This is a genomic window from Curtobacterium flaccumfaciens (genome assembly GCF_018598405.1).
Taxonomy (GTDB): domain Bacteria; phylum Actinomycetota; class Actinomycetes; order Actinomycetales; family Microbacteriaceae; genus Curtobacterium; species Curtobacterium aurantiacum.
Genome location: NZ_JAHEWS010000010.1, coordinates 20,156 through 41,458, shown reverse-complemented (window position 1 = coordinate 41,458; position 21,303 = coordinate 20,156). Strand labels below are relative to the sequence as shown.

The following is a 21,303-nucleotide window of genomic DNA, read 5'->3' as shown; positions in this document are numbered from 1 at the left end:
GTCTACCGTCGCGGCGGTGACCGCCCTCGAGAACCTGCCCGACTCCGACGGACGCCCGGAACTGCTCGTCCTCCGTGCCATCAAGCTCGGTGACCTGCTCGTCGCCGTCCCCGCACTGCACGCGCTGCGCCGCGCGTTCCCCGACCACCGCATCACCCTGGCCACCACGGCGTGGCTGGCGCCGGTCGTCGAACTCGTGCCGTCGGTGGACGTCCACCTGGCCCAGCACGGTCTCGACCACCCGATCGCGGTGCCGCACGGTGCCGTCGACGTCGCCGTCAACCTGCACGGCGCGGGCCCGGAGTCCTCGGACCTCGTCGCCGCGCTCGCCCCGCGCCGGGTCATCGGCCACGCCGACCCGACCCACGGCTACGAGGGCCCGGAGTGGCCGGACGACGTGCACGAGCGCGATCGCTGGGCGGACCTGCTGACGTGGCACGGCATCCCGGCGGATGCGACCGAGGTCCACATCGACCGCCCCGCCGCGCCCCCGGTGGTCGCCGACGCGGCCGTCGTGCACGTGGGTGCCTTCCACGGTGCGCGGCACTGGCCGACGGACCGCTTCGCCGACGTGGTGCGCGGGCTCCGGGCGCGCGGCGCCGACGTGGTCCTGACAGGAGGCTCGGACGACGTCGTGCGCGCCCGTGCCGTCGCCGACGCGGCCGGTCTTGCGCCGGAGGCGGTCCTGGCCGGCACCCTGGACCTGCAGGCCTTCGCCGCGGTGATCGCCGCGGCGCGGCTCGTCGTCACGGTCGACACCGGCGCTGCGCACCTGGCGACCGCCTACGGGGTGCCCTCGGTCGTGCTGTTCGGCCCGGCACCGCCCGAGGCGTGGGGCCCGCCGGCGACCGGCCCGCACATCGTGCTCACCGACGCCTCGGTCCGTCGCGGCGACGTGTTCGCCGAGGACCCGGACCCGGCGATCCTGGCCGTGACCGCGGACGACGTGCTCGGCGCGGTGGACCAGCTCCGGGTGACCGCTCAGGCGGCCGGGCGGTAGCGTCGACCGAGAGCCACCCGGACCTGCCGGACGCTCGGAGGGAGTCCTTCGTGTTCGAAGCCGCGAACATCCGTGACTGGATCGGTCTGCCGGTCGTCGACGAGGCCGACGACAAGGTCGGCACGCTCGAGAGCATCTACTACGACACCGCCACGTCCGAGCCCGCCTTCGGTGCCCTCACGACCGGGATGGTCGGGTTCCAGAAGCTCGTCTTCGTGCCGCTGTTCGGCGCGACCGTGGCCCCGAAGCACCTCCGTGTGGCGTTCCCGAAGAAGCTCGTGAAGGACGCCCCCTCGATCCCGACCGACGGCGAGCTCGACGCCGCCACCGAGCCGGTGCTGTTCCAGCACTACGGCCTGGAGTACCGCACCGGCAGCGGCGGCGAACGCCGACTCGGGCGCCGCTGAGCCCGTCCGACACATCGAACGACCCGACAGACCCGCCACACCAGCCCGGAGGCCGCAACTGCTCCGCACCGCACGTACGACGCTGCTCGCCGCCCTGGCAGCGGTCGCCGTCGCCGGGCTGATGGTGGCGGGTGTCGCGGTCCCCGGTCCGGTGCCGTCCGCTTCGGCTGCTCCGATGTGGCCCGTCCCGCAGCCCTACCCGGTGCCGGACGACCCGATCGAGTCACTCGCCGACGTCCCGCCGGGCAGCGAGTACGTCGCCCTCGGCGACTCCTACTCCGCCGGCTACGGCCTCGGCGACCGGACCCGGCTGCCCACGAGCGCGTGCGTGCAGTCGGCCCGCGACTACCCGCACCGCCTCGCCGCCCGGTTCGGCCTCGACCTGACCGACGTCACGTGCGCGGGCGCCACCAGCGCGGACGTCACGACCGGACACCAGTTCACGGGTGTCCCACCGCAGATCCAGTCGCTGTCCTCGCGCACCCGGCTCGTGACCCTGACGATCGGTGGCAACGACGCGGACCTGTTCGGCACGGCCGCCTCGTGCCTCGCGATCTCGGCGGACGGTCCGGTGTTCTCGGGCCGTGACGCGCCGTCGTGCGAGAGCACACTCGTGCAGGACGGTGAAGATCAGCTCAGCGCGAAGATCCAGTCGCGGGTCGCGCTCGGGATCGCCGACACCCTCGCAGCCGTGCAGCGCGCCGCACCGAACGCCGTCGTGGTGTTCCTCGGGTACCCGGCGATCTTCCCGGACGCCGACCACACGCCGGCGGAGGGCTGCTTCCGCTCGGCGCTCGACCTCGGCACGCTCGCCGGCTCGTTCCCGAAGGACACCTTCCCCTTCACCGACGACGACGTCGAGTACCTGCACGGTGTGCAGGAGGAGCTCGACGCCGTGTCCGCCTCCGCCGCGGACGCCGCCGGGGTGCGGTTCGTCGACGTGCTCGAACGCACCGAGGCCCACTCCGCCTGCGCCGATGCCGACGAGCGCTACGTCGCCGGGGTGAGTCTCTCCGGCTCGAGCGACCTGCGACGCATCGACCTGGAGGCCGGCGCCCTGCACCCGAACGGCCGCGGCGTCGCGTACCTCACCGACCAGATGGCCGACGCGATCCGGGAACTCGCCGGCTGACCCGTTCGGACCCCGCGCTGTCCGTGTGGGCCGCCGGCGGGACGACGCAGACCGGCGCCGCGGTCTCCCGCACGACGTCGTGCAGCAGTGCGCCGGACAGCACCCGCACGTGCCCGCGCCCGAGCACGACGAGCGAGGCCCGACGGGTGCGCGACGCGATGGCGTGCCCGGGGTGCCCCTCGACGAGCAGCGGCCGGATCCGCAGCGTCGGGTACCGCGCCGTCAAGTCGTCGGTGACGCGCTGCAGCAGCTCGGCGTTCCGGGTACGCCACCGCAGGGGGTCCTCGGCGAAGTCGGTGAGCCCGGTCCGGGTCAGCACCGGCATCTCCCACGCCCGGAGGAGCGTGAGACGTCGGCGCATCCGGACAGCCTCGGCGACGGCGATCGACACGGCCCGTTCGTCGACCGGCTCCTCGACGGCCAGCACGACGTCGCCGTCGATCGGGTGCGGTCCCTCCGGCACGATCACGGTCGGCACGGCGGCGCGGACCGCCACCCGTGCGGGATCCCCACCGGCGGTGGAGCCCCGTCGGCTGCGGAAGGTCCCGATGACCAGGACGTCGCCGCCGTCCGACTCCTCGACCAGGGCGCTGGCGAACGGCCCGGCATGCCGGTACACCTCGATGGTGGCTGCGGGCAGGGCGGCGCGAGCGGCTTCGGCCAGGCGGTCGGCCACCGGCCCGGGACCCTCGATCGCCGGGTCGGCACCGATGATCCGGATCCGCTCGATCCCGCTGCCCGCGCGGGCGGCGATCCATCGCAGCGCCTCGTCGTGCGGCATCGCGGCGTCCGCGGCAAGCGTCACCGTCGTCCATCGTTCGTCCATCCCGATCGGCCTCCTCCATCGCAGGTCCTCCGGGGGCGTCACACGGCGCTCCGTGCGCCACACGGTACTCCCGGGGTGGGTGTGGGGAACCGGCGGTGGAACCGGGCACGTCGGGTGGTGCGCGGTGCGTCTGTGGTGATCCGGGCCTCCCGGCCGGTCCTGCGTAGTCTCGGGGCGTGGTCGTGAGCGCCGGACTGTTGCTGCACCGGGCCGGTCCGTCCGGGCCGGAGGTCTTCCTCGCGCACATGGGCGGACCGTTCTGGCGGAACAGACCGCGTGCCTGGTCGATCCCGAAGGGGCTGGTCGAGGCGGGCGAGGAGCCGCTCGGCACCGCGCTGCGCGAGTTCGCCGAGGAGATCGGCGTGCCCGCCCCGGTGACCGCCGCGGACCTGACCGACCTGGGGGAGTTCCGTCAGGCGTCAGGCAAGCGCGTGCGGGTCTTCGCGGCCGAGGCGTCGGGGTTCTCGGTCGACACGGTGCGGAGCAACACCGTTCGCCTCGAGCTGCCGCGTGGGTCGGCGCGGTTCGTCGAGGTGCCCGAGGTGGACGACGCACGGTGGTTCGGCCTCGACGAGGCGCGGGAGCTCGTGGTGGCCGGGCAGGTCGCGGCGATCGACGCCCTCGTCGCGCTCGGCTGCGGTGCTGGCGGGTCCTGACGCGCCGCTCGTGTTCGTCGAGGGGGCACGAACTGTCGTCCGACGGGCCTCCAGTCGACACTTCGTGCGACCCCGACACCACGCCAACGGCATGTCGTGACCGCCCGGCGACCGAGCCCAGGCCGAAGCGCGCCCCCGCCCGCGCCCGCCCCTACCGCGTCCGCGACCGCCGCACCGAACCGGTCACGACGCCGATCGACCCGGTCATCGTCTGGATCGCCCGCCCGACCACCGGCACCGACGTGGTGACGACGGCGAGCGACGACGTGATCGCCTCGATGGACGACGTCGACAGGTGCTCCTGCGTGTGCGAGTGCACCGGGAACCCACGACGCGCCAGCACGACGACCCCGAGTGCCCCGACCAGCACCGCGGCTCCGGCGAACGGCAGGTACTGCAGTCCGACGATCCCGAGGGCCTGCCCGCCGAATGCCGCACCACCGGCGATGCCGATGTTCGACGCCCCGTTGACGAGCGCGCCGGCGATGTCGGGGGAGACGCCTCCGGCTCGGATCGCCGCGGCCATGAAGAGCGTGCCGGTCGTGCCGTTGGCGGCCATCCAGACCCCCGCGACCACCATCGTCCCCATCAGGGAGCCGTGCACGAACGGCATCGTCGCGAAGGCCACGGCCATCACGGCGACCGAGGCGATCAGTGTCTGCCGGGGCGCACGGTCGACGAACATGCCGGCGAGCCAGAGCCCGACGACACCGGTGCCACCGAGCACGAGCAGCGCCCCGCTCACCATGCCGGCGTCGAGCCCCGCGTCGATCGCGTACGGCCCGATGTAGGTGTAGACGACGTAGTGGCCGCCGAACAGCAGCATGTCGGCGATCACGACGGACAGCAGTCCGGTGCGCGCCCAGGCCTTGGGCGACCCGATGTGCGGCGACGACGCTCCGCGGACGGCGGGCAGGAACACCAGGGCGACGACCGCGAGTGCGGCTGCGGCGACACCGACCGAGAAGACCGCCTGGCGCCAGCCGATGTGCTGCGCCACCCAGGTCGCGACGGGCACGCCGAGCACGAACCCGAGCGAGCTGCCCGAGTACACGAACGCGATCGCCCGGCCGGCGAGCCGCGGCGGCACGATCCGGGTGGCGTACGCCGAGGCGACCGAGAAGAAGAGTGCGTGCGCGATGCCACCGACGACACGGCCCGCGCAGACGACGGCGAAGGACGGTGCGAGCGCGACCATCAGGTTCGACACGGTGTACCCGACGAGCGTGGCGACGAGCACGGTCTTGCGCGGCAGCTTCGCGGTGAACGCGGTGAGCGGCAGCGCGAGGAGCGCGACGGCCGCCGCGTACACGGTGATGACGATGCCCATGGTGGCCTCGGTCACGCCGAGGTCGGCGCTCATCGTGCCGAGCAGCCCGACGGGCATGAGCTCGGTGGTGATGGCGAAGAACGTGGCCAGTCCGAGCACGGCGATGCCGACGATCGACTGGGTGGTGACGGTGATCGGCCGCGTGTGGGTCGACACGGCCGAGGTGGTGGTGTTGGTGGACACGCTGCTGACCTCCTCCGAGGCACGGTGGAGCGCGCGACGATGCCGATCGTTCTGACGGCGGTGACCGGGAGGGTCTGCGGGGCGCGCTCGCTGGCGGATGTGGATGATGTGGGACACGACTCCACGACGAGTGCGCTCCTCCAGTGTTGCACGATGGAACGCCGACCGCGAGGGCATCGAGCGAAATCATCGGAGCGCTCCAACGAAACACTCAGGTGCTGGACCGCCACTCAGTACTCGTTCGTCACCCGGCCCTGTACCCCGCCGCCGCGCAGCTCGATCGTGAGCGTGCCGCTCCTGGACTGCGCCGACATCGACACCGATCCGTGCAGGGCGTCCTGCCGCGGGAAGCACGCCGTCGACGACTCGATCCGGTCCGCCGTCGCCACCAGGCAGATCGTCGACCGGTCCGTCCCGACGCCGGCCCAGACGTTCCACGGCGTCTCGGCGGTCCCACCGTCGAGTGCCCGGTTCGTGAAGACCAATCGCGTCGTGTGCAGGCTCACCGGTGCCGCGACCGGCCCCGGCAGCTGGTCGGCGTACGTCTGCGGGACGTCGAGCAGCTGCTCGAGCGTCACGGTCCCCGCCGTCGGCGTGACACTCGGCGCTGCGGCGACGTCGGGCTGCGCGGTGCCGACGAGCGTCCCGGCCGCGAACGCCACACCCACCGCTGCGGCGGCACCGCCGGCGATCCAGGCGCGTGGCCGCTCCGTCCACAGCCACTGTCGCCACCGGGACCGTCCGGTCGGCACGGCCTGGAGGCCCGGCGCATCCCCGCCGTCGCCGCGCGCGTCGTCCACGTGGTCGCCCCCACCGCCGTCGGTCCCCTCCGGCACGTCGGCTCCGGCAGGCACCGCCGCCGCGCTGGCGGGCAAGGACACGACCGCCGCGTCAGCCGGCGAGGACACGGGCACCGACACCGACACCGGCCGTGGACCCGATCGCGTCGCGGACGGGACGGACGTGCGGACCGGACCCGGGCCTCCCGGCAGTGGATCCCGCGCCGTCGCGACCGCACGCACGCGCGACCGCCGCCCGCGTTCCAGGTCCTGCAGCGCGATCCGGGCGCGCGCCGCGTCCGCCGGGCTCGATCCTGCTCCCCAGGCGACGGCCTCGAGCCGCGCCCGTTCCGCTGCCACGTCGTCGTGGGCCATGCGCACTCCCGCTCTGCCGGTCGCGTGGACCCGTCCATCGTGCACCGGCGCACCCGTGCGCGCGCACCCAGAACGGGGGAGTAGGCGTGGTGCATGAGCACCGACCCCATGCCGCAGCACGACCCCGACGCCGACACCCTCGAGCCGCTGAGCCACGACACCCAGTCCGGCGAGGCCGACTACGTCGCGACGAGCCCCGGCGGCGCCGGGACCGAACGCCACGTGCCGACCGCCGACGAAGAGCAGGGTCGCGGTACCGAGTACGACCCGGTCGACCAGGGCCCGCAGCAGGAGGGCCAGGGCGGCTAGCGGACCACGCGGCGCAGCACGGCGCGTTCGCCGTACGTCCAGGCCGCACTCGTCACGACGTACAGTGCGGCGGCGAGCGGCGCGATCGCCGCGAACACGACCGTGACGAACGGCACGTACCGACCGACGGCTGCGGTCGCTGCGGCCCCGGGAACGTCCGGCCCCGGGGGCGGCACCGGGTTCCAGCGTGCGTTCGACCGGCGGCTGAGCTCGACGACGACGGCGAGCACCGCCAGCAGGAGCAGCACCACCCAGGCGTGGACCCACAGCGGTGACGTGAGCGTGACGAACAGCGAGTGGCCGAGCGGCACGCCGACGAGCGTCGCCTCGAGCAGCGCGTTCGCGGCGCCGCCGATCGAGGCCTGCGTGAACAGGGCGTAGACGAGCGACACGACGGGTGCCTGCGCCAGGACGGGCAGGCAGCCGGCCAGCGGCGAGACCTTCTCGTCGGTGTAGAGCTGCTGCATCGCCCGCTGCAGGCGCTGGGTGTCGCGGCCGTACCGCTTCCGCAGCGCCGCGAGCTGTGGTGCGAGGCGCCGACGGTCGCGCTCGGCCCGCACCTGCAGCACGGACAGCGGGACGAGCACCAGGCGGACAGCCAGGGTGAGGAACACGACGGCGATCGCCGCGGCGAACGAGCCGGCGACGGGGGAGAGCGCCGCGGTGAGGGCGGCGACGAGGTCCGCGCCGCCGTGCAGCAGCGGGCCGACGAGGGGCAGGGTGGACAGGTCCATGACGGTTCCGATCGGTGGTGGGTCAGCGGGGTGCGCGAGCGGCCCGGCCACCGGACGGTGGTCAGGCCGAGGTCGCGACCCCCGGTGCCCGTGAGCGGACGTGTCCGTCGGCGTCGGGGTGGCTCCACCCGATCCGGGTGACCAGGTCGGGCACCGCCGACCGCTCCGACACCGATGCCGATCCGACCCCGAGGACGGCCGCCAGCACGGCGACGAGCAGCCGGGCGACGACGACGGTCACGGCGACCGCGGTCAGCCCGACCGCCGCCATGGCCAGCAGGGGCAGCACGCCGGCGCCGGGGTCGCCGAGCACCAGCGCGGCGGTGGCGCGGAGCACGAGCAGGACGGCGGTCATGGTCCGTTCAGCGTAACGCCCGCGTGCCGTCGAGGACCGGAAGGTGCGACGGGGGAGGATCGCCGCATGACCGCAGGTTCGCCGAGCACCCCAGCGACCGTCGCGCTCGAGGCGGCCGGGGTTGCGTACACGCCGCACGTGTACGAGCACCACGAGAGCGCCACCAACTTCGGAGAAGAGGCCGCCGCCGCCCTCGGGCTGCGCGAGGAGCAGGTCTTCAAGACCCTCGTCGTGTCCGTGGACGGTGCCCTCGCCGTGGCCATCGTGCCGGTGGCGAACCGGCTCGACCTCAAGGCCATCGCCGCCGCGGTCGGGGGCAAGAAGGCGACCCTGGCGGACCCGACCCTCGCCGAGAAGCGGACCGGCTACGTCGTCGGCGGCATCAGCCCGGTCGGTCAGAAGACGCGGATCCGCACCGTGCTCGACGAGTCGGCACTGTCGTACGCGAGCATCTTCGTGTCCGGCGGGCGTCGCGGCTTCGACGTCGAGGTGGCGCCGACGGACCTGGCCCGGATCACCGAGGCGGTCGCGGCGCCGATCGCGCGGACCTGAGTCGAGTCGCCGCAAGTTTTTTCGGCACCCGGGAATGACCCGGGCCCTCCTGCGTTGCATTGAGTCGAAGGCACTCAAGTTCCCCAGGAGGTCCCTTTGCCAGAGACGTTCGGCCCGACCGGCAGCAACGACTCGTTCGACGAGTTCCTCGCCCGCCTGCTCGCGGCACAGCGCACCGGTGACCAGCAGCGCGTCCGCGCGTTCGGTCGACCGGTCGACATCACCCGGCTGCTCAGCCGCCGGACCCACGAGCTGCTCCAGCACACCGCCGAGTACGCGGTCGCGCAGGGGCAGCGCGAGATCGACGCACTGCACATCCTGCACGTGCTCGTCCGCACCGAACCGTTCGACGCCGTCGTGCGATCCGCGGGGGTCGACCCCGAGCGCCTCGCCGAGGAGATCGAGCAGCGCCTGCCGATGGCGCACGAGCCGCAGACCGAGCAGACCGGCCGCCCGGCACTGACCGGCACCGCTCAGCGCATCCTCGTCGAGGCGACGGAGGCCGCGCGGGGCTTCGGCAGCACCTACACCGACCCCGAGCACGTCTTCTTCGCGCTCGTGATGGACCAGGAGACCGTGACCGGCCAGCTGCTCGCCAGCGCCGGCATCACCCCGCAGGTCATGCAGGACTACGCCCAGCAGGCCGCGGCAGCAGCACGAGAGGGACGCCCCATGCCAGGAACCGGTGCGACGACCGGAACGGCCGAGTCCGGTTCCGACAGCGACACGCCGACGCTCGACCAGTTCGGCACCGACCTGACCGAGCGCGCCCGTGACGGGCACGTCGACCCGGTGATCGGCCGCGCCGACGAGATCGAGCAGACCGTCGAGATCCTGCTCCGCCGCACCAAGAACAACCCGGTGCTGATCGGTGAGCCCGGCGTCGGCAAGACCGCGATCGTCGAGGGCCTCGCCCAGCGCATCGTCGACGGTGACGTCCCCGCCCAGTTGCAGGGCAAGCGGGTCGTCGCGCTCGACCTGCCCGGCATGCTCTCCGGCACCCGCTACCGCGGCGACTTCGAGGAGCGCCTCACCAAGGCGATGGACGAGATCGCGGCGCACGCCGACGAGCTCATCGTCTTCGTCGACGAGCTCCACACCGTCGTCGGCGCCGGTGGCGGCGGCGAGGGCGGCTCGATGGACGCCGGCAACATCCTCAAGCCCCGACTGGCCCGCGGCGACCTGCACCTGGTCGGCGCGACGACGCTCAACGAGTACCGCCGGATCGAGAAGGACGCCGCGCTCGAGCGCCGTTTCCAGCCCGTCACGGTGGGGGAGCCCAACGTCGAGGACGCCGTCGCGATCCTGACCGGCCTTGCCCCGCGCTACGCCGAGCACCACGGCGTCGACTACACGCCCGAGGCACTCCGCGCCGCCGTCGAACTCTCGCACCGCTACGTGACCGACCGGCACCTGCCGGACAAGGCCATCGACCTCATCGACCAGGCCGGTGCACGCCGTCGTCTCGCCCTCTCGGGCGACGTCGACGTCGAGGCACTGCGTGCCCAGGTCACCGACCTGACGGCCCGCAAGGACCGAGCGGTCGCCGAGGAGCACTACGAGGAAGCGTCCGACCTGCGCGACGAGATCGTCGGGCTGGAGGCCCGGATCACCGCCGCCTCGTCGGCGGACGAGACCCGCGCCTCCCGTCCGGAATCCGCGGACACGTCGATCACGGAAGCCGACATCGCCGCGGTGGTGTCACGCGCCACCGGGATCCCGGTGACGCGCCTCGGCTCGGCCGACAAGACGCGGCTCGCCGCGCTCGAGTCCGAGCTGCACGACCGCGTCGTCGGCCAGGACGACGCGGTTCGGGCGATCGCCAAGGCGGTTCGGCGCAGCCGGACCGGCATGGGCGACCCGCGTCGTCCGGTGGGCAGCTTCCTGTTCCTCGGCCCGACGGGCGTCGGCAAGACCGAACTCGCGAAGGCCCTGGCGTCGTCGCTGTTCGGTGACGAGTCCGCCATGCTCCGCTTCGACATGAGCGAGTTCGGCGAACGCCACACCGTGTCCCGCCTGGTCGGTGCCCCTCCCGGGTACGTCGGCTACGACGAGGCCGGCCAGCTCACCGAGCGTGTCCGTCGCAACCCGTACTCGGTGATCCTGCTCGACGAGGTCGAGAAGGCCCACCCGGACGTCTTCAACCTGCTGCTGCAGGTGCTCGACGACGGCCGGCTCACCGATGGGCAGGGACGCACGGTCGACTTCCGGAACACGGTCGTCATCATGACGTCGAACATCGGCTCGGAGTTCCTGGCCTCCCGCTCGGGAGCGCTCGGGTTCGCGCCCGTCGGTGCCGCCGGTGGGTACGCCGAGGACGACCTGCGGGCCCGCGTGATGGGCAAGCTGCGCGAGGCGATGCGGCCTGAGTTCATCAACCGCATCGACGAGATCGTGCTGTTCCGCAAGCTCGAGCCCGCGCAGCTGCACGCGATCGTCTCGCTGCTGCTGCAGGACACGGCGCTCCGGCTCGTCGCGCAGGACATGCTCCTGTCGGTGTCCGACGCGGCGGTCGACTGGCTCGCCGAGCACGGGTACGAGCCGGAGTACGGCGCACGCCCGCTGCGCCGGCTCATCCAGCGCGAGGTCGACGACCGCATCGCGACCCTGGTGGTCGAGGGCGGCGTCGGCGCGGGGGACACCGTGCGGATCGACGTCGAGGGTGACTCCCTGACGGCGACCGTCGCGGAGCACGCGGCGGTCTAGTCCGGTCGCACGCACACACGAAGGCCCGGTACCGATTCGGTACCGGGCCTTCGCCGTGCGCGGCGCACGGTGCGTGTTCCGTCACCCGGTGCGTGTTCCGTCACACGGTGCGAGGTTGCCCGCACCGTGCACGCCTGCCGCCCCGCACCGAGCGCGCAAGCTGCCACCGGTTCGCCAACGGCGCACGGTGCGGCCGGGAAGCCCGACGCCGGTGCACGACGGGAACTCGGCACGCAGCCGGCACGTCGACGCGAGACCACGAACGTCGCACCGTGATCACCCTGTTCGGGAATGCAATTCCGAACCTTTTGCGAGAAAGGGGTTGCGCTCCGAATTGCGGTGCCGATAGTGTTCACTCGTCGCGAACGGTCGAACAATCGGCCCGGACGACTCCGCCAGCTCGAGACCGAAAGGGGGCCGACCATGATCATCTCCGCAACCACTCCGTTCCGTGGAATCCGTGGACTCGTCGGTACCCCGTTCCGCGTCCGCTGACCCGGGGCGTCCCACTCTCCTGACACCTGTGCCTCCGGGCACCGTGCGCTGAGCCGACCAGGCTCGCGCAGCACCGGTTCGTTCGTCTGCTGAACGACTCGACGGCTCGTTGATGCGTGCCGTCCGATCTGCGCGGACGACGCCGGAAGAATGTCGGTGGACAGTGCGACGTTCTCGGTGTCGACGAGCATTCCGCGATCGTTGTCCGAACATTTCCGGACCGTCCCGGAGTGCATTCTCACGCATTCAATTCCTGCTGCCCGCAACCCGGGCGGATTCGCCCTGCCCGACACCCGGGCAGTTCCGCCATGCCCTGAAGGGGAACACCGTGTCCACGAAGACCACCACCCGTCCACCCGATACCCGCGCGGTGCGCCGCCGGGTCTCCCTCGCCGACCGCATCGCACTCCGTGTCGGGATGTCGCTCATCATCTGGAGCCGACGCACCCGCAAGGAGCGGCCCGAGATCGACCTCGCCACCCTGGCCCGCCTCGAGCGGGAGCGCCAACAGCGCGAGCTCGACTGGATCACCCAGGGGGCCGCCATGCGGATGTGGCGCTGATCCGCACGCTCCGGCGCTCCGGCACTGCGCGTCGGCACTGCGCGTCGGCGGCGCACGCACGGTGCGTCGTTCAGAAGCCCGTGCGCCCTGAACGGCTCGGTGCGAGGAAACAACCTCGCACCGAGCCACCTTCGGCAGACCGGCCGACGTAACCCGCACCGTGCAGCGAACGGCCGACCCCGCACGAGGCGACCACCCTCGCACCGTGCGCCGACGTGTCGGACGCACCCCGGGCCTCCCGTACCGTTGGCGGGTGACCGAAACCGCAGCTGCACTCGTCGAACGCCTCACCGCCCTCGTGCCGGACTTCCCGAAGCCGGGGGTGCTGTTCCGTGACGTGACGCCGGTGTTCTCCGACGCCGTCGCGTTCGGCCGCGTGTGCGAAGCACTCGCCGCGCCGTTCGCGGTCGGGGCCGGGTTCGACGCCGTCGCCGGCATCGAAGCCCGGGGCTTCGCGCTGGCCGGGGGCATCGCCGCGCAGCACCAGGTCGGCGTGCTCACCGTCCGCAAGGCCGGCAAGCTCCCCGGCGAGGTGCTCAGCGAGCAGTACGCGCTCGAGTACGGCGAGGCCGAGCTCGAGCTCCGCCCGGGCCAGCTGCCCGCCGGGACCCGTGTCCTCGTCGTCGACGACGTCCTGGCCACCGGGGGGACCGGCGCTGCGACCATCACGCTGCTCGAACGTGCCGGGTACCAGGCCATCGGCTTCGCCGCCCTGCTCGAGCTCGACGGTCTGAACGGGCGCGAGCGTCTCGAGCCGCGGCTGCCCGTCGCGACGCTCGGCGCCGTCCCGGCCTGAGCGCGGGCAACCGCGCTGTCGCGCCGCGCATCCGTTCTCTCCACAGGCGCCTTCCCGGCGTCCGCGCGCGAGCACGTCTCGCACTAGTCTTGACGCACCATTTCGATCGAGGAGTCCCATCATCGTGACCGAGTCAGTCGCACCCGCGCCCGCCGAGCTTCCCCAGGCACCCGAGCCCCGGACCGCGACGACGACCACGACCGGCACCGAGCTCTTCGACGGTGAGCGCGGCGTCGTCGCGATCCGTGTCGACGGTGTCCTGAAGGACCTCGCGGCGGACGTGCAGGCCGGCGAGACCGCCGAGGCCGTCACCCTGCAGGAGCAGGACGGGCTCGACATCCTCCGCCACTCGGCCGCCCACGTGCTGGCGCAGGCCGTGCAGCAGATCAACCCGGACGCCAAGCTCGGCATCGGGCCGCCCGTCACCGACGGCTTCTACTACGACTTCGACGTCGCCGAGCCCTTCACCCCCGAAGACCTCAAGGCGATCGAGAAGGGCATGGACCGCATCGTCAAGCAGGCCCAGCGCTTCCGTCGCGTGGTCGTCACCGACGAGCAGGCACGCGAGCTGATGGCGGGGGAGCCCTACAAGCAGGAGCTCATCGGCCTGAAGGGTGCCGCGACCGACGGCGACTCCGGCGAGAGCGTCGAGGTCGGCGCCGGCGAACTGACCGTCTACGAGAACGTCGACCCGAAGTCGGGCGAGGTGCTCTGGCAGGACCTCTGCCGGGGCCCGCACGTCCCGCACACCCGCTGGATCGGCAACGCCGCGAAGCTCATGCGCGTCGCCGCTGCGTACTGGCGCGGCTCCGAGAAGAACCCGCAGCTGCAGCGCATCTACGGCACCGCCTGGGCCGACAAGGACCAGCTCAAGGCGTACCTGGTGCGCCTCGAGGAAGCCGCCAAGCGCGACCACCGCAAGCTCGGCGCCGAACTCGACCTGTTCTCGTTCCCCGACGAGATCGGTTCCGGTCTGGCGATCTTCCACCCGAAGGGCGGCATCATCCGCCGTGAGATGGAGGACTACTCCCGCCGTCGGCACGAGGAGAACGGCTACTCGTTCGTCTACACGCCCCACATCACCAAGGGCGACCTGTTCGAGACCTCCGGGCACCTCGGCTGGTACAAGGACGGCATGTTCCCGGCCATGCACATGGACGAGGCGAAGGACGAGGACGGCAACGTCACGCGGCAGGGTGCCGACTACTACCTCAAGCCGATGAACTGCCCGATGCACATCCTGGCGTACCGATCGCAGCCCCGCTCCTACCGCGACCTGCCGCTCCGGATGTTCGAGTTCGGCACCGTGTACCGCAACGAGAAGTCCGGAGTCATCCACGGCCTGACCCGCGTGCGCGGCCTGACCCAGGACGACGCGCACATCTTCACCACCCAGGAGAAGATGAAGGAGGAGCTGACCACGACCCTCGCGTTCGTGCTCTCGCTCCTGCGCGACTACGGCCTCGACGACTTCTACCTCGAGCTGTCGACGAAGGACCCGGAGAAGTACGTCGGCGACGACGAGATCTGGGACGTCGCGACGGAGACCCTGCGCCAGGTCGCCGAGGAATCGGGTCTCGAGCTGGTGCCGGACCCGGCCGGTGCGGCGTTCTACGGCCCGAAGATCTCGGTGCAGGCCCGCGACGCGATCGGCCGCACCTGGCAGATGTCGACCGTGCAGCTCGACTTCAACCTGCCCGAGCGCTTCGGCATCGACTACACCGCGGCCGACGGCTCGCGCCAGCGTCCGGTGATGATCCACCGCGCGCTGTTCGGCTCGATCGAGCGCTTCTTCGGTGTCCTCACCGAGCACTACGCGGGTGCCTTCCCGGCGTGGCTGTCGCCGGTGCAGGTCGTCGGCATCCCGGTCGCGGCCGAGTACGGCGACTACCTCGACGAGGTCATCGCGAAGCTCCGCACCCACGGCGTCCGCGCCGAGGTCGACCACTCCGACGACCGCATGCAGAAGAAGATCCGCACGCACACCAAGGCGAAGGTGCCGTTCCAGCTCATCGCCGGTGGCGACGACCGCGACGCCGGTGCGGTCAGCTTCCGCTTCCGCGACGGCCGCCAGGACAATGCGGTGCCCGTCGACGAGGCCGTGGACCGCATCCTCACCGCGATCCGCGAGCGCGCGCAGGTCTGATGGCACAGTCTGGGCCCATGCCGCCGGTTCCGGGCCGACGCGCCAGCGGCGGGACGGCCGTGCCGGTGGGGAGAGGCCCGGAGCAGGCCCCGGGGACCGGTGACGTCGACGACGTGGCCGGTCCCACCGCCGCCGCGGGCTCCGAAGGCGCGGACACCGACCCGCTGGTGATCCGCGACGCGGCCACGGGCGCAGCCGTCCCGGACGCGTTCCAGCGACTCTGGAACCCGCACCGGATGGCCTACATCGACGCCGGCCGCGAAGGCCGGGGTCGCGGGCACGACGACGACTGCCCGTTCTGCGCGGCACCCGGGATGTCCGACGAGGACGGTCTGATCGTGGCCCGGGGTGAGCACGCCTACGTGCTGCTCAACCTGTTCCCGTACAACAACGGGCACCTGCTCGTCTGCCCGTACCGGCACGTCCCGCTCTACGACGAGGCCACAGCGGACGAACTGCGTGAGATCGGTGAGCTGACCCAGACGGCGATGCGGGTGCTCCGCGAGGTCTCGCACTGCGACGGGTTCAACATCGGCATGAACCAGGGCGAGGTCGCCGGCGCCGGGGTGGCAGCGCACCTGCACCAGCACATCGTGCCGCGGTGGCAGTCCGACGCGAACTTCTTCCCGATCATCGCGCGGACGAAGTCGATGTCGCAGCTGCTCGGCGAGACGCGTCGACTCGTCGCCGACGGGTGGCCCCAGGCGGACTAGACTGGTCGGCATCATGAGCGACAGCACCAGCACCTCCGGCACCCCTGGCACCTCGATCACCGGCTCCGACCGCGTCAAGCGCGGCCTCGCCGAGATGCTCAAGGGCGGCGTGATCATGGACGTCGTCGACGCCGAGCAGGCCCGCATCGCGGAAGAAGCCGGCGCGACCGCCGTCATGGCCCTCGAGCGCGTCCCCGCCGACATCCGTGCCCAGGGCGGCGTCGCCCGCATGTCCGACCCCTCGATGATCGAGGAGATCATCGCCGCGGTGTCGATCCCCGTCATGGCGAAGGCCCGCATCGGCCACTTCGTCGAGGCGCAGGTGCTGCAGGAGCTCGGCGTCGACTACATCGACGAGTCCGAAGTGCTGTCGCCCGCCGACTACGTCAACCACATCGACAAGTGGAAGTTCACCACCCCATTCGTCTGCGGTGCCACGAACCTGGGCGAGGCGCTCCGTCGCATCACCGAGGGCGCGGCGATGATCCGTTCCAAGGGTGAAGCCGGTACGGGTGACGTGTCCGAGGCCACCAAGCACATCCGCACCATCAGCCAGGAGATCGCGGCACTCCGGAACCTGCGCGACGACGAGCTCTACGTCGCCGCCAAGGAGCTCCAGGCCCCGATCGACGTCGTGCAGGAAGTCGCCCGCACCGGCAAGCTCCCGGTCGTCCTCTTCACCGCCGGTGGAGTGGCCACCCCGGCCGACGCCGCGATGATGATGCAGCTCGGCGCCGACGGTGTCTTCGTCGGTTCCGGCATCTTCAAGTCCGGCGACCCGGCCAAGCGCGCCGCCGCGATCGTCAAGGCGACGACCTTCCACGACGACCCCAAGGTCATCGCCGAGGTCTCGCGTGGTCTGGGCGAGGCGATGGTCGGCATCAACGTCGCCGACGTCCCCGCACCGCACCGCCTCGCCGAGCGTGGCTGGTAGTCCGACGATCGGCGCCCGGCCCCGCATCGGGGTCCTGGCGCTGCAGGGAGACTTCCGCGAGCACATCGCCTCGCTGACCGAGCTCGGCGCGGACGTGGTGCCGCTCCGTCGCCCGGAGGAGATCGAGACCGTCGACGGTGTCGTGATCCCGGGCGGAGAGTCGAGCGTGATGGACAAGCTGTCCCGCGCGTTCGGCGTCGCCGAGCCCCTCGCCGACGCGATCCGCGGTGGCCTGCCCACCTACGGCACGTGCGCCGGGATGATCATGCTGTCGTCGCGCATCACCGACGGCATCAGCGGCCAGCAGACCCTCGACGTGCTCGACACCACCGTGCGCCGCAACGCGTTCGGCGCGCAGAACGACTCGTTCGAGATCGACATCCCGATGCCCGACCTCGGCGAGGCCCCGGTGCACGCGGTGTTCATCCGCGCCCCCGTCGTGGAGCAGCGAGGCGACGACGTCCACGTCCTCGGCGCCCTGCCCGACGGCCAGGTCGTGGCGGTGCAGCAGGGCAACGTCATCGCCAGCGCGTTCCACCCCGAGGTCGCGGGGGAGGACCGCTTCCACCGCCGGTTCCTCGACCTGGTGCGCAACGCCTGAGGCGTGACCGCCCACCCGCCGCACCGGCGGGACGGAAGCCGCGCCGCGCCTCCAGGCCGGTGTTCGGCCCACGGGGCCGCTAAACTGAGCGGGACTTTCCGCAATACGCAAGGAGAACCGTGTCCGGGCATTCCAAGTGGGCAACGACCAAGCACAAGAAGGCGGTCATCGACCAGCGCCGTGCCAAGTCGTTCGCCAAGCTGATCAAGAACATCGAGGTCGCCGCGAAGATGGGCGGTGCCGACATGTCCGGCAACCCGACCCTGGTCGACGCCGTGCAGAAGGCGAAGAAGACCTCGGTCCCCAACGACAACATCGACCGCGCCGTCAAGCGCGGTGCGGGTCTCACGGGCGAGACCATCGAGTACACGACGATCATGTACGAGGGCTACGGCCCCAACGGCGTCGCGATGCTCATCGAGTGCCTCACGGACAACAAGAACCGTGCGGCGGCCGAGGTCCGGACCGCGATGTCGCGCAACGGCGGCACCATGGCCGACCCGGGCAGCGTCGCCTACAACTTCTCGCGCAAGGGCGTCATCTCGGTCACGAAGACCGACGGCCTCGACGAGGACACCGTGATGACCGCGGTACTGGACGCCGGCGTCGAGGACGTCATCGACCAGGGCGGCGGCTTCGAGATCATCACCGAGGCGAGCGACCTGGTCGCCGCCCGCACGGCCCTGCAGGAGGCCGGCATTGACTACGACTCGGCCGACGCCGAGTTCGTCCCCGGCCTCAAGGTCCCGGTCGACGCCGAGACCGCGCGCAAGGTGTTCCGCCTGATCGACGCGCTCGAGGACTCGGACGACGTGCAGAACGTCTACTCGAACTTCGAGGTCCCCGCGGACGTCCAGGCCGAGCTCGACGAGGACGAGGGCGAGTAGCCGTGCTCCGTGTGCTCGGGGTGGACCCCGGGCTCACCCGGTGCGGCGTCGGCGTCGTCGAGGTCGCACCGAACCGGCGCGCACGGCTCGTCCACGTGACGGTCGTGCGCACCCCGCCGGACATGCCGCTCGAACAGCGGCTGCTCCGCATCGCCGACGGCATCGCCGCCGAGATCGACGAGCACCACCCGGACGCGGTCGCCGTCGAGCGCGTGTTCGCGCAGGCGAACGTCCGCACCGTGATGGGCACGGCCCAGGCGGCCGGCCTGGCGTTGCACGCGGCGGCGGCGCGCGGCCTGCCCGTCGGGCTGCACACCCCGTCCGAGGTCAAGGCCGCCGTCACCGGCTACGGCAACGCCGACAAGCGCCAGGTGCAGACGATGATCGCGCGCGTGCTCGGTCTCGACGAGGCCCCGAAACCGGCCGACGCCGCCGACGCGCTCGCGTTGGCCGTGTGCCATGCCTGGAGGCTCGGATCACCCGACGCCGCCGGCTCACGTGCCACGAACCTCACCCCGGCACAGCGCGCATGGCGGGACGCCCAGGGCGGCACCGTCGACTCGCCGCTGGCGCGCGCGGCCGCCGCGGCGGCCCGCCCGCAGCGTGGCAGGTCGGCGCCGTCGGTGGCCGGCCCTAGGCTCGGAGCATGATCGCGAGTCTCCGGGGCACCTGCATCGACATCGCCGGCTCGGCCGTGGTGATCGAGGTCGGGGGAGTCGGCTACGCCGTCACCGTCACACCCGCGCACGCGCTGACGATGCGTCACGGGTCCGAGGTGTTCGTGCGGACGGCCATGATCGTGCGCGAGGACGAGCACCTGCTCTTCGGCTTCGAGTCGACCGACGCGCTGCAGGTGTTCGACCTGCTCCGCGGGGTCTCCGGCGTCGGCCCGAAGTCCGCGATGGGCGTGCTCGCCCACATGGACCCGGCCCAGATCGCGAACGCCGTCGCGCACGAGGACGACGGCGCCTTCCGCAAGGTCTCCGGCATCGGCCCGAAGACCGCCAAGCTCATCATCGTCGCGCTCTCCGGCAAGCTCGTGGCATTCGAACAGGCCGCCGTGGTCGCCGCCGCACGGGGGACCGCAGCGCACCCCGCTGCGGTCGACGTCGTTTCGGCACTCATCGGCCTCGGTTGGCGTGAGGATGCGGCACAGACCGCCGTCGACGACGCCGTCGCGAACGAGCCGGGCGCTGCGGCGATGGGCACCCAGGCCCTGCTGCGCGCTGCCCTCGGCGCGCTCCGACCCGCGGCTGCCGGCCGGTGAGCGGGATCACGTCCGCCGGCGCCGAGTCGCCGGAGGAACTCGCGTTCGAAGGCGCGCTCCGTCCCCGCTCGCTCGACGAGTTCGTCGGCCAGCGCAAGGTGCGCGGGCAGCTGGACCTGCTCCTCAAGGCCGCCGGCATGCAGGACCGGACGCCCGACCACATCCTGATGGCGGGTCCTCCCGGCCTCGGCAAGACCACGCTCGCGATGATCGTCGCGCACGAGACCGGTCGACCGCTGCGCATGTCGAGCGGTCCGGCGATCCAGCACGCCGGCGACCTCGCCGCCGTGCTCTCGTCCCTGGTCCCCGGTGAGGTCCTGTTCATCGACGAGATCCACCGGATGGCCCGCTCGGCGGAAGAGATGCTCTACCTGGCGATGGAGGACTTCCGCATCGACGTGATGGTGGGCAAGGGCGCCGGTGCCACGAGCATCCCGCTCGACCTCGCGCCGTTCACGCTCGTCGGTGCCACCACTCGGGCCGGGCTGCTGCCGAACCCGCTGCGCGACCGCTTCGGGTTCACCGCCCACCTCGAGTTCTACGAGAAGGACGAGCTCGAGCAGGTCCTGATCCGTGCGGCGCACCTGCTCGAACTCGACATCGATCGGACCGCGCTGCGCGAGATCGCCGGTCGCTCGCGGGGAACCCCGCGCATCGCGAACCGTCTGCTGCGCCGGGTGCGCGACTACGCGCTCGTGCACCGCACCACCGACGGCATGGCGGCGGTCCAGGGTGCCCTCGACCTGTACGACGTCGACGAACTCGGGCTCGACCGACTCGACCGCGCCGTCGTCGAGACCATGCTGACCCGCTTCGACGGCGGACCGGTGGGCCTGAACACCCTCGCGGTGTCCGTCGGCGAAGAGTCCGAGACGATCGAGTCCGTCGTCGAACCCTTCCTCGTCCGCGTCGGGCTCGTCACCCGCACCCCGCGCGGGCGCATCGCGACACCACGGGCCTGGCGGCACCTCGGCCTCACCCCGGGGCAGGGCGACGGCGGGCAGCCCGGGCTCTTCGACGACACCGAGACCACAGACTGAAGCCGATCAGTCGGGTGACATGCCACGGACACCGGCGTGCCCTAGACTGCTACGGCCCGAAACCGAGCAACCAGAGAAGGCAACGCATCATGGGTCAAGAAGTCATCCTCATCGTCATCGTCGTGGCGTTCGCGGCCTTCATGTTCTACAACAGCCGCAAGCGCAAGAAGCAGCAGGCCGAACTCGTGGACAAGATGGTCCCGGGCGCCAAGGTCATGCTGTCCTTCGGCCTCTACGGCACACTCCTCTCCGTGAACGAGGAGAAGGTCACCGCTGACGTCGAGATCGCACCGGGGACCATCGTCACCGTGCACCGTCAGACCCTCTCGCGAGTCGTCGACGACAACGCGTCCGACGTCGAGACCACCACGACCACCGAGGACGAGCCGAAGCCGGTGGCCGAGCTCAACGGCGAGCCGGTCTACGGCGAGCGGGTCGACACCGACCGCGTCGACGAGACCGACGCCACGAAGCGCAAGTCCGACGACTGACGCCCTCGGCCGCCGGGTCGTCTGACC

At 71.8% G+C, this 21,303-nt stretch carries 23 protein-coding genes; 18 read left to right on the top strand and 5 right to left on the bottom strand.

From position 1 onward, the window contains the following. Window positions 1-16 precede the first annotated feature (16 nt). From KK097_RS08215 to KK097_RS08205, 3 genes are all read left to right on the top strand, one after another. Window positions 17-1,000 (top strand): glycosyltransferase family 9 protein, encoded by a 984-nt coding sequence (locus KK097_RS08215; protein WP_214544308.1) that lies wholly within the window; start codon window positions 17-19, stop codon window positions 998-1,000. A 50-nt stretch (window positions 1,001-1,050) separates the two neighbouring features. Then, the gene (locus tag KK097_RS08210; RefSeq protein WP_214544307.1) at window positions 1,051-1,407 is read left to right on the top strand and encodes a PRC-barrel domain-containing protein; all 357 of its coding nucleotides are present in this window, start codon (window positions 1,051-1,053) and stop codon (window positions 1,405-1,407) included. A gap of 175 nt (window positions 1,408-1,582) precedes the next feature. After that, window positions 1,583-2,539: an SGNH/GDSL hydrolase family protein gene (locus KK097_RS08205; protein WP_214544306.1), complete on the top strand. Its 957-nt coding sequence runs from the start codon at window positions 1,583-1,585 to the stop codon at window positions 2,537-2,539. Here KK097_RS08205 and KK097_RS08200 read toward each other — a convergent pair. Next, on the bottom strand, window positions 2,496-3,365 hold the full coding sequence (locus tag KK097_RS08200; protein WP_214544305.1) for a universal stress protein: 870 nt from the start codon (window positions 3,363-3,365) through the stop codon (window positions 2,496-2,498). The genes KK097_RS08205 and KK097_RS08200 overlap by 44 nt on opposite strands. Window positions 3,366-3,541: 176 nt before the next feature. Between KK097_RS08200 and KK097_RS08195 the strand changes: the two genes are divergently transcribed. Beyond that, a complete protein-coding gene (locus KK097_RS08195; protein WP_307858355.1) occupies window positions 3,542-4,021 on the top strand; it encodes an NUDIX hydrolase in 480 nt (159 codons plus the stop codon). A gap of 151 nt (window positions 4,022-4,172) precedes the next feature. Here KK097_RS08195 and KK097_RS08190 read toward each other — a convergent pair whose 3' ends face one another. Further along, window positions 4,173-5,534 (bottom strand): MFS transporter, encoded by a 1,362-nt coding sequence (locus KK097_RS08190; protein ID WP_214544304.1) that lies wholly within the window; start codon window positions 5,532-5,534, stop codon window positions 4,173-4,175. Window positions 5,535-5,764: 230 nt separating this feature from the next. Continuing rightward, window positions 5,765-6,688, bottom strand: coding sequence for a hypothetical protein (locus tag KK097_RS08185; protein WP_214544303.1), 924 nt, complete (start codon window positions 6,686-6,688; stop codon window positions 5,765-5,767). Between the two features lie 93 nt (window positions 6,689-6,781). Between KK097_RS08185 and KK097_RS08180 the strand changes: the two genes are divergently transcribed. Beyond that, on the top strand, window positions 6,782-6,997 hold the full coding sequence (locus KK097_RS08180; protein ID WP_214530337.1) for a hypothetical protein: 216 nt from the start codon (window positions 6,782-6,784) through the stop codon (window positions 6,995-6,997). Here KK097_RS08180 and KK097_RS08175 read toward each other — a convergent pair. Together KK097_RS08175 and KK097_RS08170 are read right to left on the bottom strand one after the other, a co-directional pair. Beyond that, window positions 6,994-7,731: a YidC/Oxa1 family membrane protein insertase gene (locus tag KK097_RS08175; RefSeq protein WP_214544302.1), complete on the bottom strand. Its 738-nt coding sequence runs from the start codon at window positions 7,729-7,731 to the stop codon at window positions 6,994-6,996. The genes KK097_RS08180 and KK097_RS08175 overlap by 4 nt on opposite strands. 61 nt (window positions 7,732-7,792) lie before the next feature. Further along, window positions 7,793-8,086 carry a DUF6412 domain-containing protein gene (locus tag KK097_RS08170; RefSeq protein WP_214544301.1) on the bottom strand — a complete coding sequence of 98 codons (294 nt, stop codon included), beginning with the start codon at window positions 8,084-8,086 and terminating at the stop codon, window positions 7,793-7,795. Between the two features lie 66 nt (window positions 8,087-8,152). Between KK097_RS08170 and ybaK the strand changes: the two genes are divergently transcribed. The 13 genes from ybaK to KK097_RS08105 all read left to right on the top strand — a co-directional run bounded on the left by ybaK (window position 8,153) and on the right by KK097_RS08105 (window position 21,276). Beyond that, window positions 8,153-8,638 (top strand): Cys-tRNA(Pro) deacylase, encoded by a 486-nt coding sequence (gene ybaK / locus KK097_RS08165; RefSeq protein WP_214544300.1) that lies wholly within the window; start codon window positions 8,153-8,155, stop codon window positions 8,636-8,638. A gap of 96 nt (window positions 8,639-8,734) precedes the next feature. After that, a complete protein-coding gene (locus tag KK097_RS08160; RefSeq protein ID WP_214544299.1) occupies window positions 8,735-11,344 on the top strand; it encodes an ATP-dependent Clp protease ATP-binding subunit in 2,610 nt (869 codons plus the stop codon). Between the two features lie 823 nt (window positions 11,345-12,167). Next, window positions 12,168-12,401: a hypothetical protein gene (locus KK097_RS08155; RefSeq protein WP_214530332.1), complete on the top strand. Its 234-nt coding sequence runs from the start codon at window positions 12,168-12,170 to the stop codon at window positions 12,399-12,401. A gap of 253 nt (window positions 12,402-12,654) precedes the next feature. Beyond that, window positions 12,655-13,197 (top strand): adenine phosphoribosyltransferase, encoded by a 543-nt coding sequence (locus KK097_RS08150; protein WP_017887364.1) that lies wholly within the window; start codon window positions 12,655-12,657, stop codon window positions 13,195-13,197. 124 nt (window positions 13,198-13,321) lie between these two features. Further along, a complete protein-coding gene (gene thrS / locus KK097_RS08145; RefSeq protein ID WP_214544298.1) occupies window positions 13,322-15,343 on the top strand; it encodes a threonine--tRNA ligase in 2,022 nt (673 codons plus the stop codon). Between the two features lie 17 nt (window positions 15,344-15,360). Then, window positions 15,361-16,056 (top strand): HIT family protein, encoded by a 696-nt coding sequence (locus tag KK097_RS08140; protein ID WP_250896568.1) that lies wholly within the window; start codon window positions 15,361-15,363, stop codon window positions 16,054-16,056. Window positions 16,057-16,069: 13 nt separating this feature from the next. After that, entirely contained in the window at window positions 16,070-16,990 is a 921-nt protein-coding gene (gene pdxS / locus KK097_RS08135; RefSeq protein ID WP_214530331.1) for a pyridoxal 5'-phosphate synthase lyase subunit PdxS, read from the top strand. Then, on the top strand, window positions 16,980-17,591 hold the full coding sequence (pdxT, locus tag KK097_RS08130; RefSeq protein ID WP_214544297.1) for a pyridoxal 5'-phosphate synthase glutaminase subunit PdxT: 612 nt from the start codon (window positions 16,980-16,982) through the stop codon (window positions 17,589-17,591). The genes pdxS and pdxT overlap by 11 nt, the downstream gene beginning before the upstream one ends. A gap of 119 nt (window positions 17,592-17,710) precedes the next feature. After that, window positions 17,711-18,478, top strand: a complete 768-nt coding sequence (locus KK097_RS08125; RefSeq protein WP_214544296.1) for a YebC/PmpR family DNA-binding transcriptional regulator — start codon at window positions 17,711-17,713, stop codon at window positions 18,476-18,478. Between the two features lie 2 nt (window positions 18,479-18,480). Next, window positions 18,481-19,128: a crossover junction endodeoxyribonuclease RuvC gene (gene ruvC / locus KK097_RS08120; RefSeq protein WP_214544295.1), complete on the top strand. Its 648-nt coding sequence runs from the start codon at window positions 18,481-18,483 to the stop codon at window positions 19,126-19,128. Next, on the top strand, window positions 19,125-19,745 hold the full coding sequence (ruvA, locus tag KK097_RS08115) for a Holliday junction branch migration protein RuvA (RefSeq protein WP_214530327.1): 621 nt from the start codon (window positions 19,125-19,127) through the stop codon (window positions 19,743-19,745). Before ruvC ends, ruvA begins: the two co-directional genes overlap by 4 nt. Continuing rightward, window positions 19,742-20,785, top strand: a complete 1,044-nt coding sequence (ruvB, locus tag KK097_RS08110; RefSeq protein ID WP_214530326.1) for a Holliday junction branch migration DNA helicase RuvB — start codon at window positions 19,742-19,744, stop codon at window positions 20,783-20,785. Before ruvA ends, ruvB begins: the two co-directional genes overlap by 4 nt. 89 nt (window positions 20,786-20,874) lie before the next feature. Continuing rightward, complete coding sequence (locus tag KK097_RS08105; protein WP_051596726.1) at window positions 20,875-21,276, top strand: preprotein translocase subunit YajC; 402 nt, start codon at window positions 20,875-20,877, stop codon at window positions 21,274-21,276. The last annotated feature ends 27 nt before the right edge of the window (window positions 21,277-21,303 follow it).

What these genes read in the sequence shown, in the direction of transcription:
- KK097_RS08205 (WP_214544306.1), top strand. Translation starts at nt 1,583, where the DNA reads ATGTGGCCCGTCCCGCAGCCCTACCCGGTGCCGGACGACCCGATCGAG.
- KK097_RS08200 (WP_214544305.1), bottom strand. Translation starts at nt 3,365, where the DNA reads ATGGACGAACGATGGACGACGGTGACGCTTGCCGCGGACGCCGCGATG.
- KK097_RS08185 (WP_214544303.1), bottom strand. Translation starts at nt 6,688, where the DNA reads ATGGCCCACGACGACGTGGCAGCGGAACGGGCGCGGCTCGAGGCCGTC.
- KK097_RS08180 (WP_214530337.1), top strand. Translation starts at nt 6,782, where the DNA reads ATGAGCACCGACCCCATGCCGCAGCACGACCCCGACGCCGACACCCTC.
- KK097_RS08175 (WP_214544302.1), bottom strand. Translation starts at nt 7,731, where the DNA reads ATGGACCTGTCCACCCTGCCCCTCGTCGGCCCGCTGCTGCACGGCGGC.
- KK097_RS08170 (WP_214544301.1), bottom strand. Translation starts at nt 8,086, where the DNA reads ATGACCGCCGTCCTGCTCGTGCTCCGCGCCACCGCCGCGCTGGTGCTC.
- ybaK (WP_214544300.1), top strand. Translation starts at nt 8,153, where the DNA reads ATGACCGCAGGTTCGCCGAGCACCCCAGCGACCGTCGCGCTCGAGGCG.
- KK097_RS08140 (WP_250896568.1), top strand. Translation starts at nt 15,361, where the DNA reads ATGCCGCCGGTTCCGGGCCGACGCGCCAGCGGCGGGACGGCCGTGCCG.
- pdxS (WP_214530331.1), top strand. Translation starts at nt 16,070, where the DNA reads ATGAGCGACAGCACCAGCACCTCCGGCACCCCTGGCACCTCGATCACC.
- ruvA (WP_214530327.1), top strand. Translation starts at nt 19,125, where the DNA reads ATGATCGCGAGTCTCCGGGGCACCTGCATCGACATCGCCGGCTCGGCC.
- KK097_RS08105 (WP_051596726.1), top strand. Translation starts at nt 20,875, where the DNA reads ATGGGTCAAGAAGTCATCCTCATCGTCATCGTCGTGGCGTTCGCGGCC.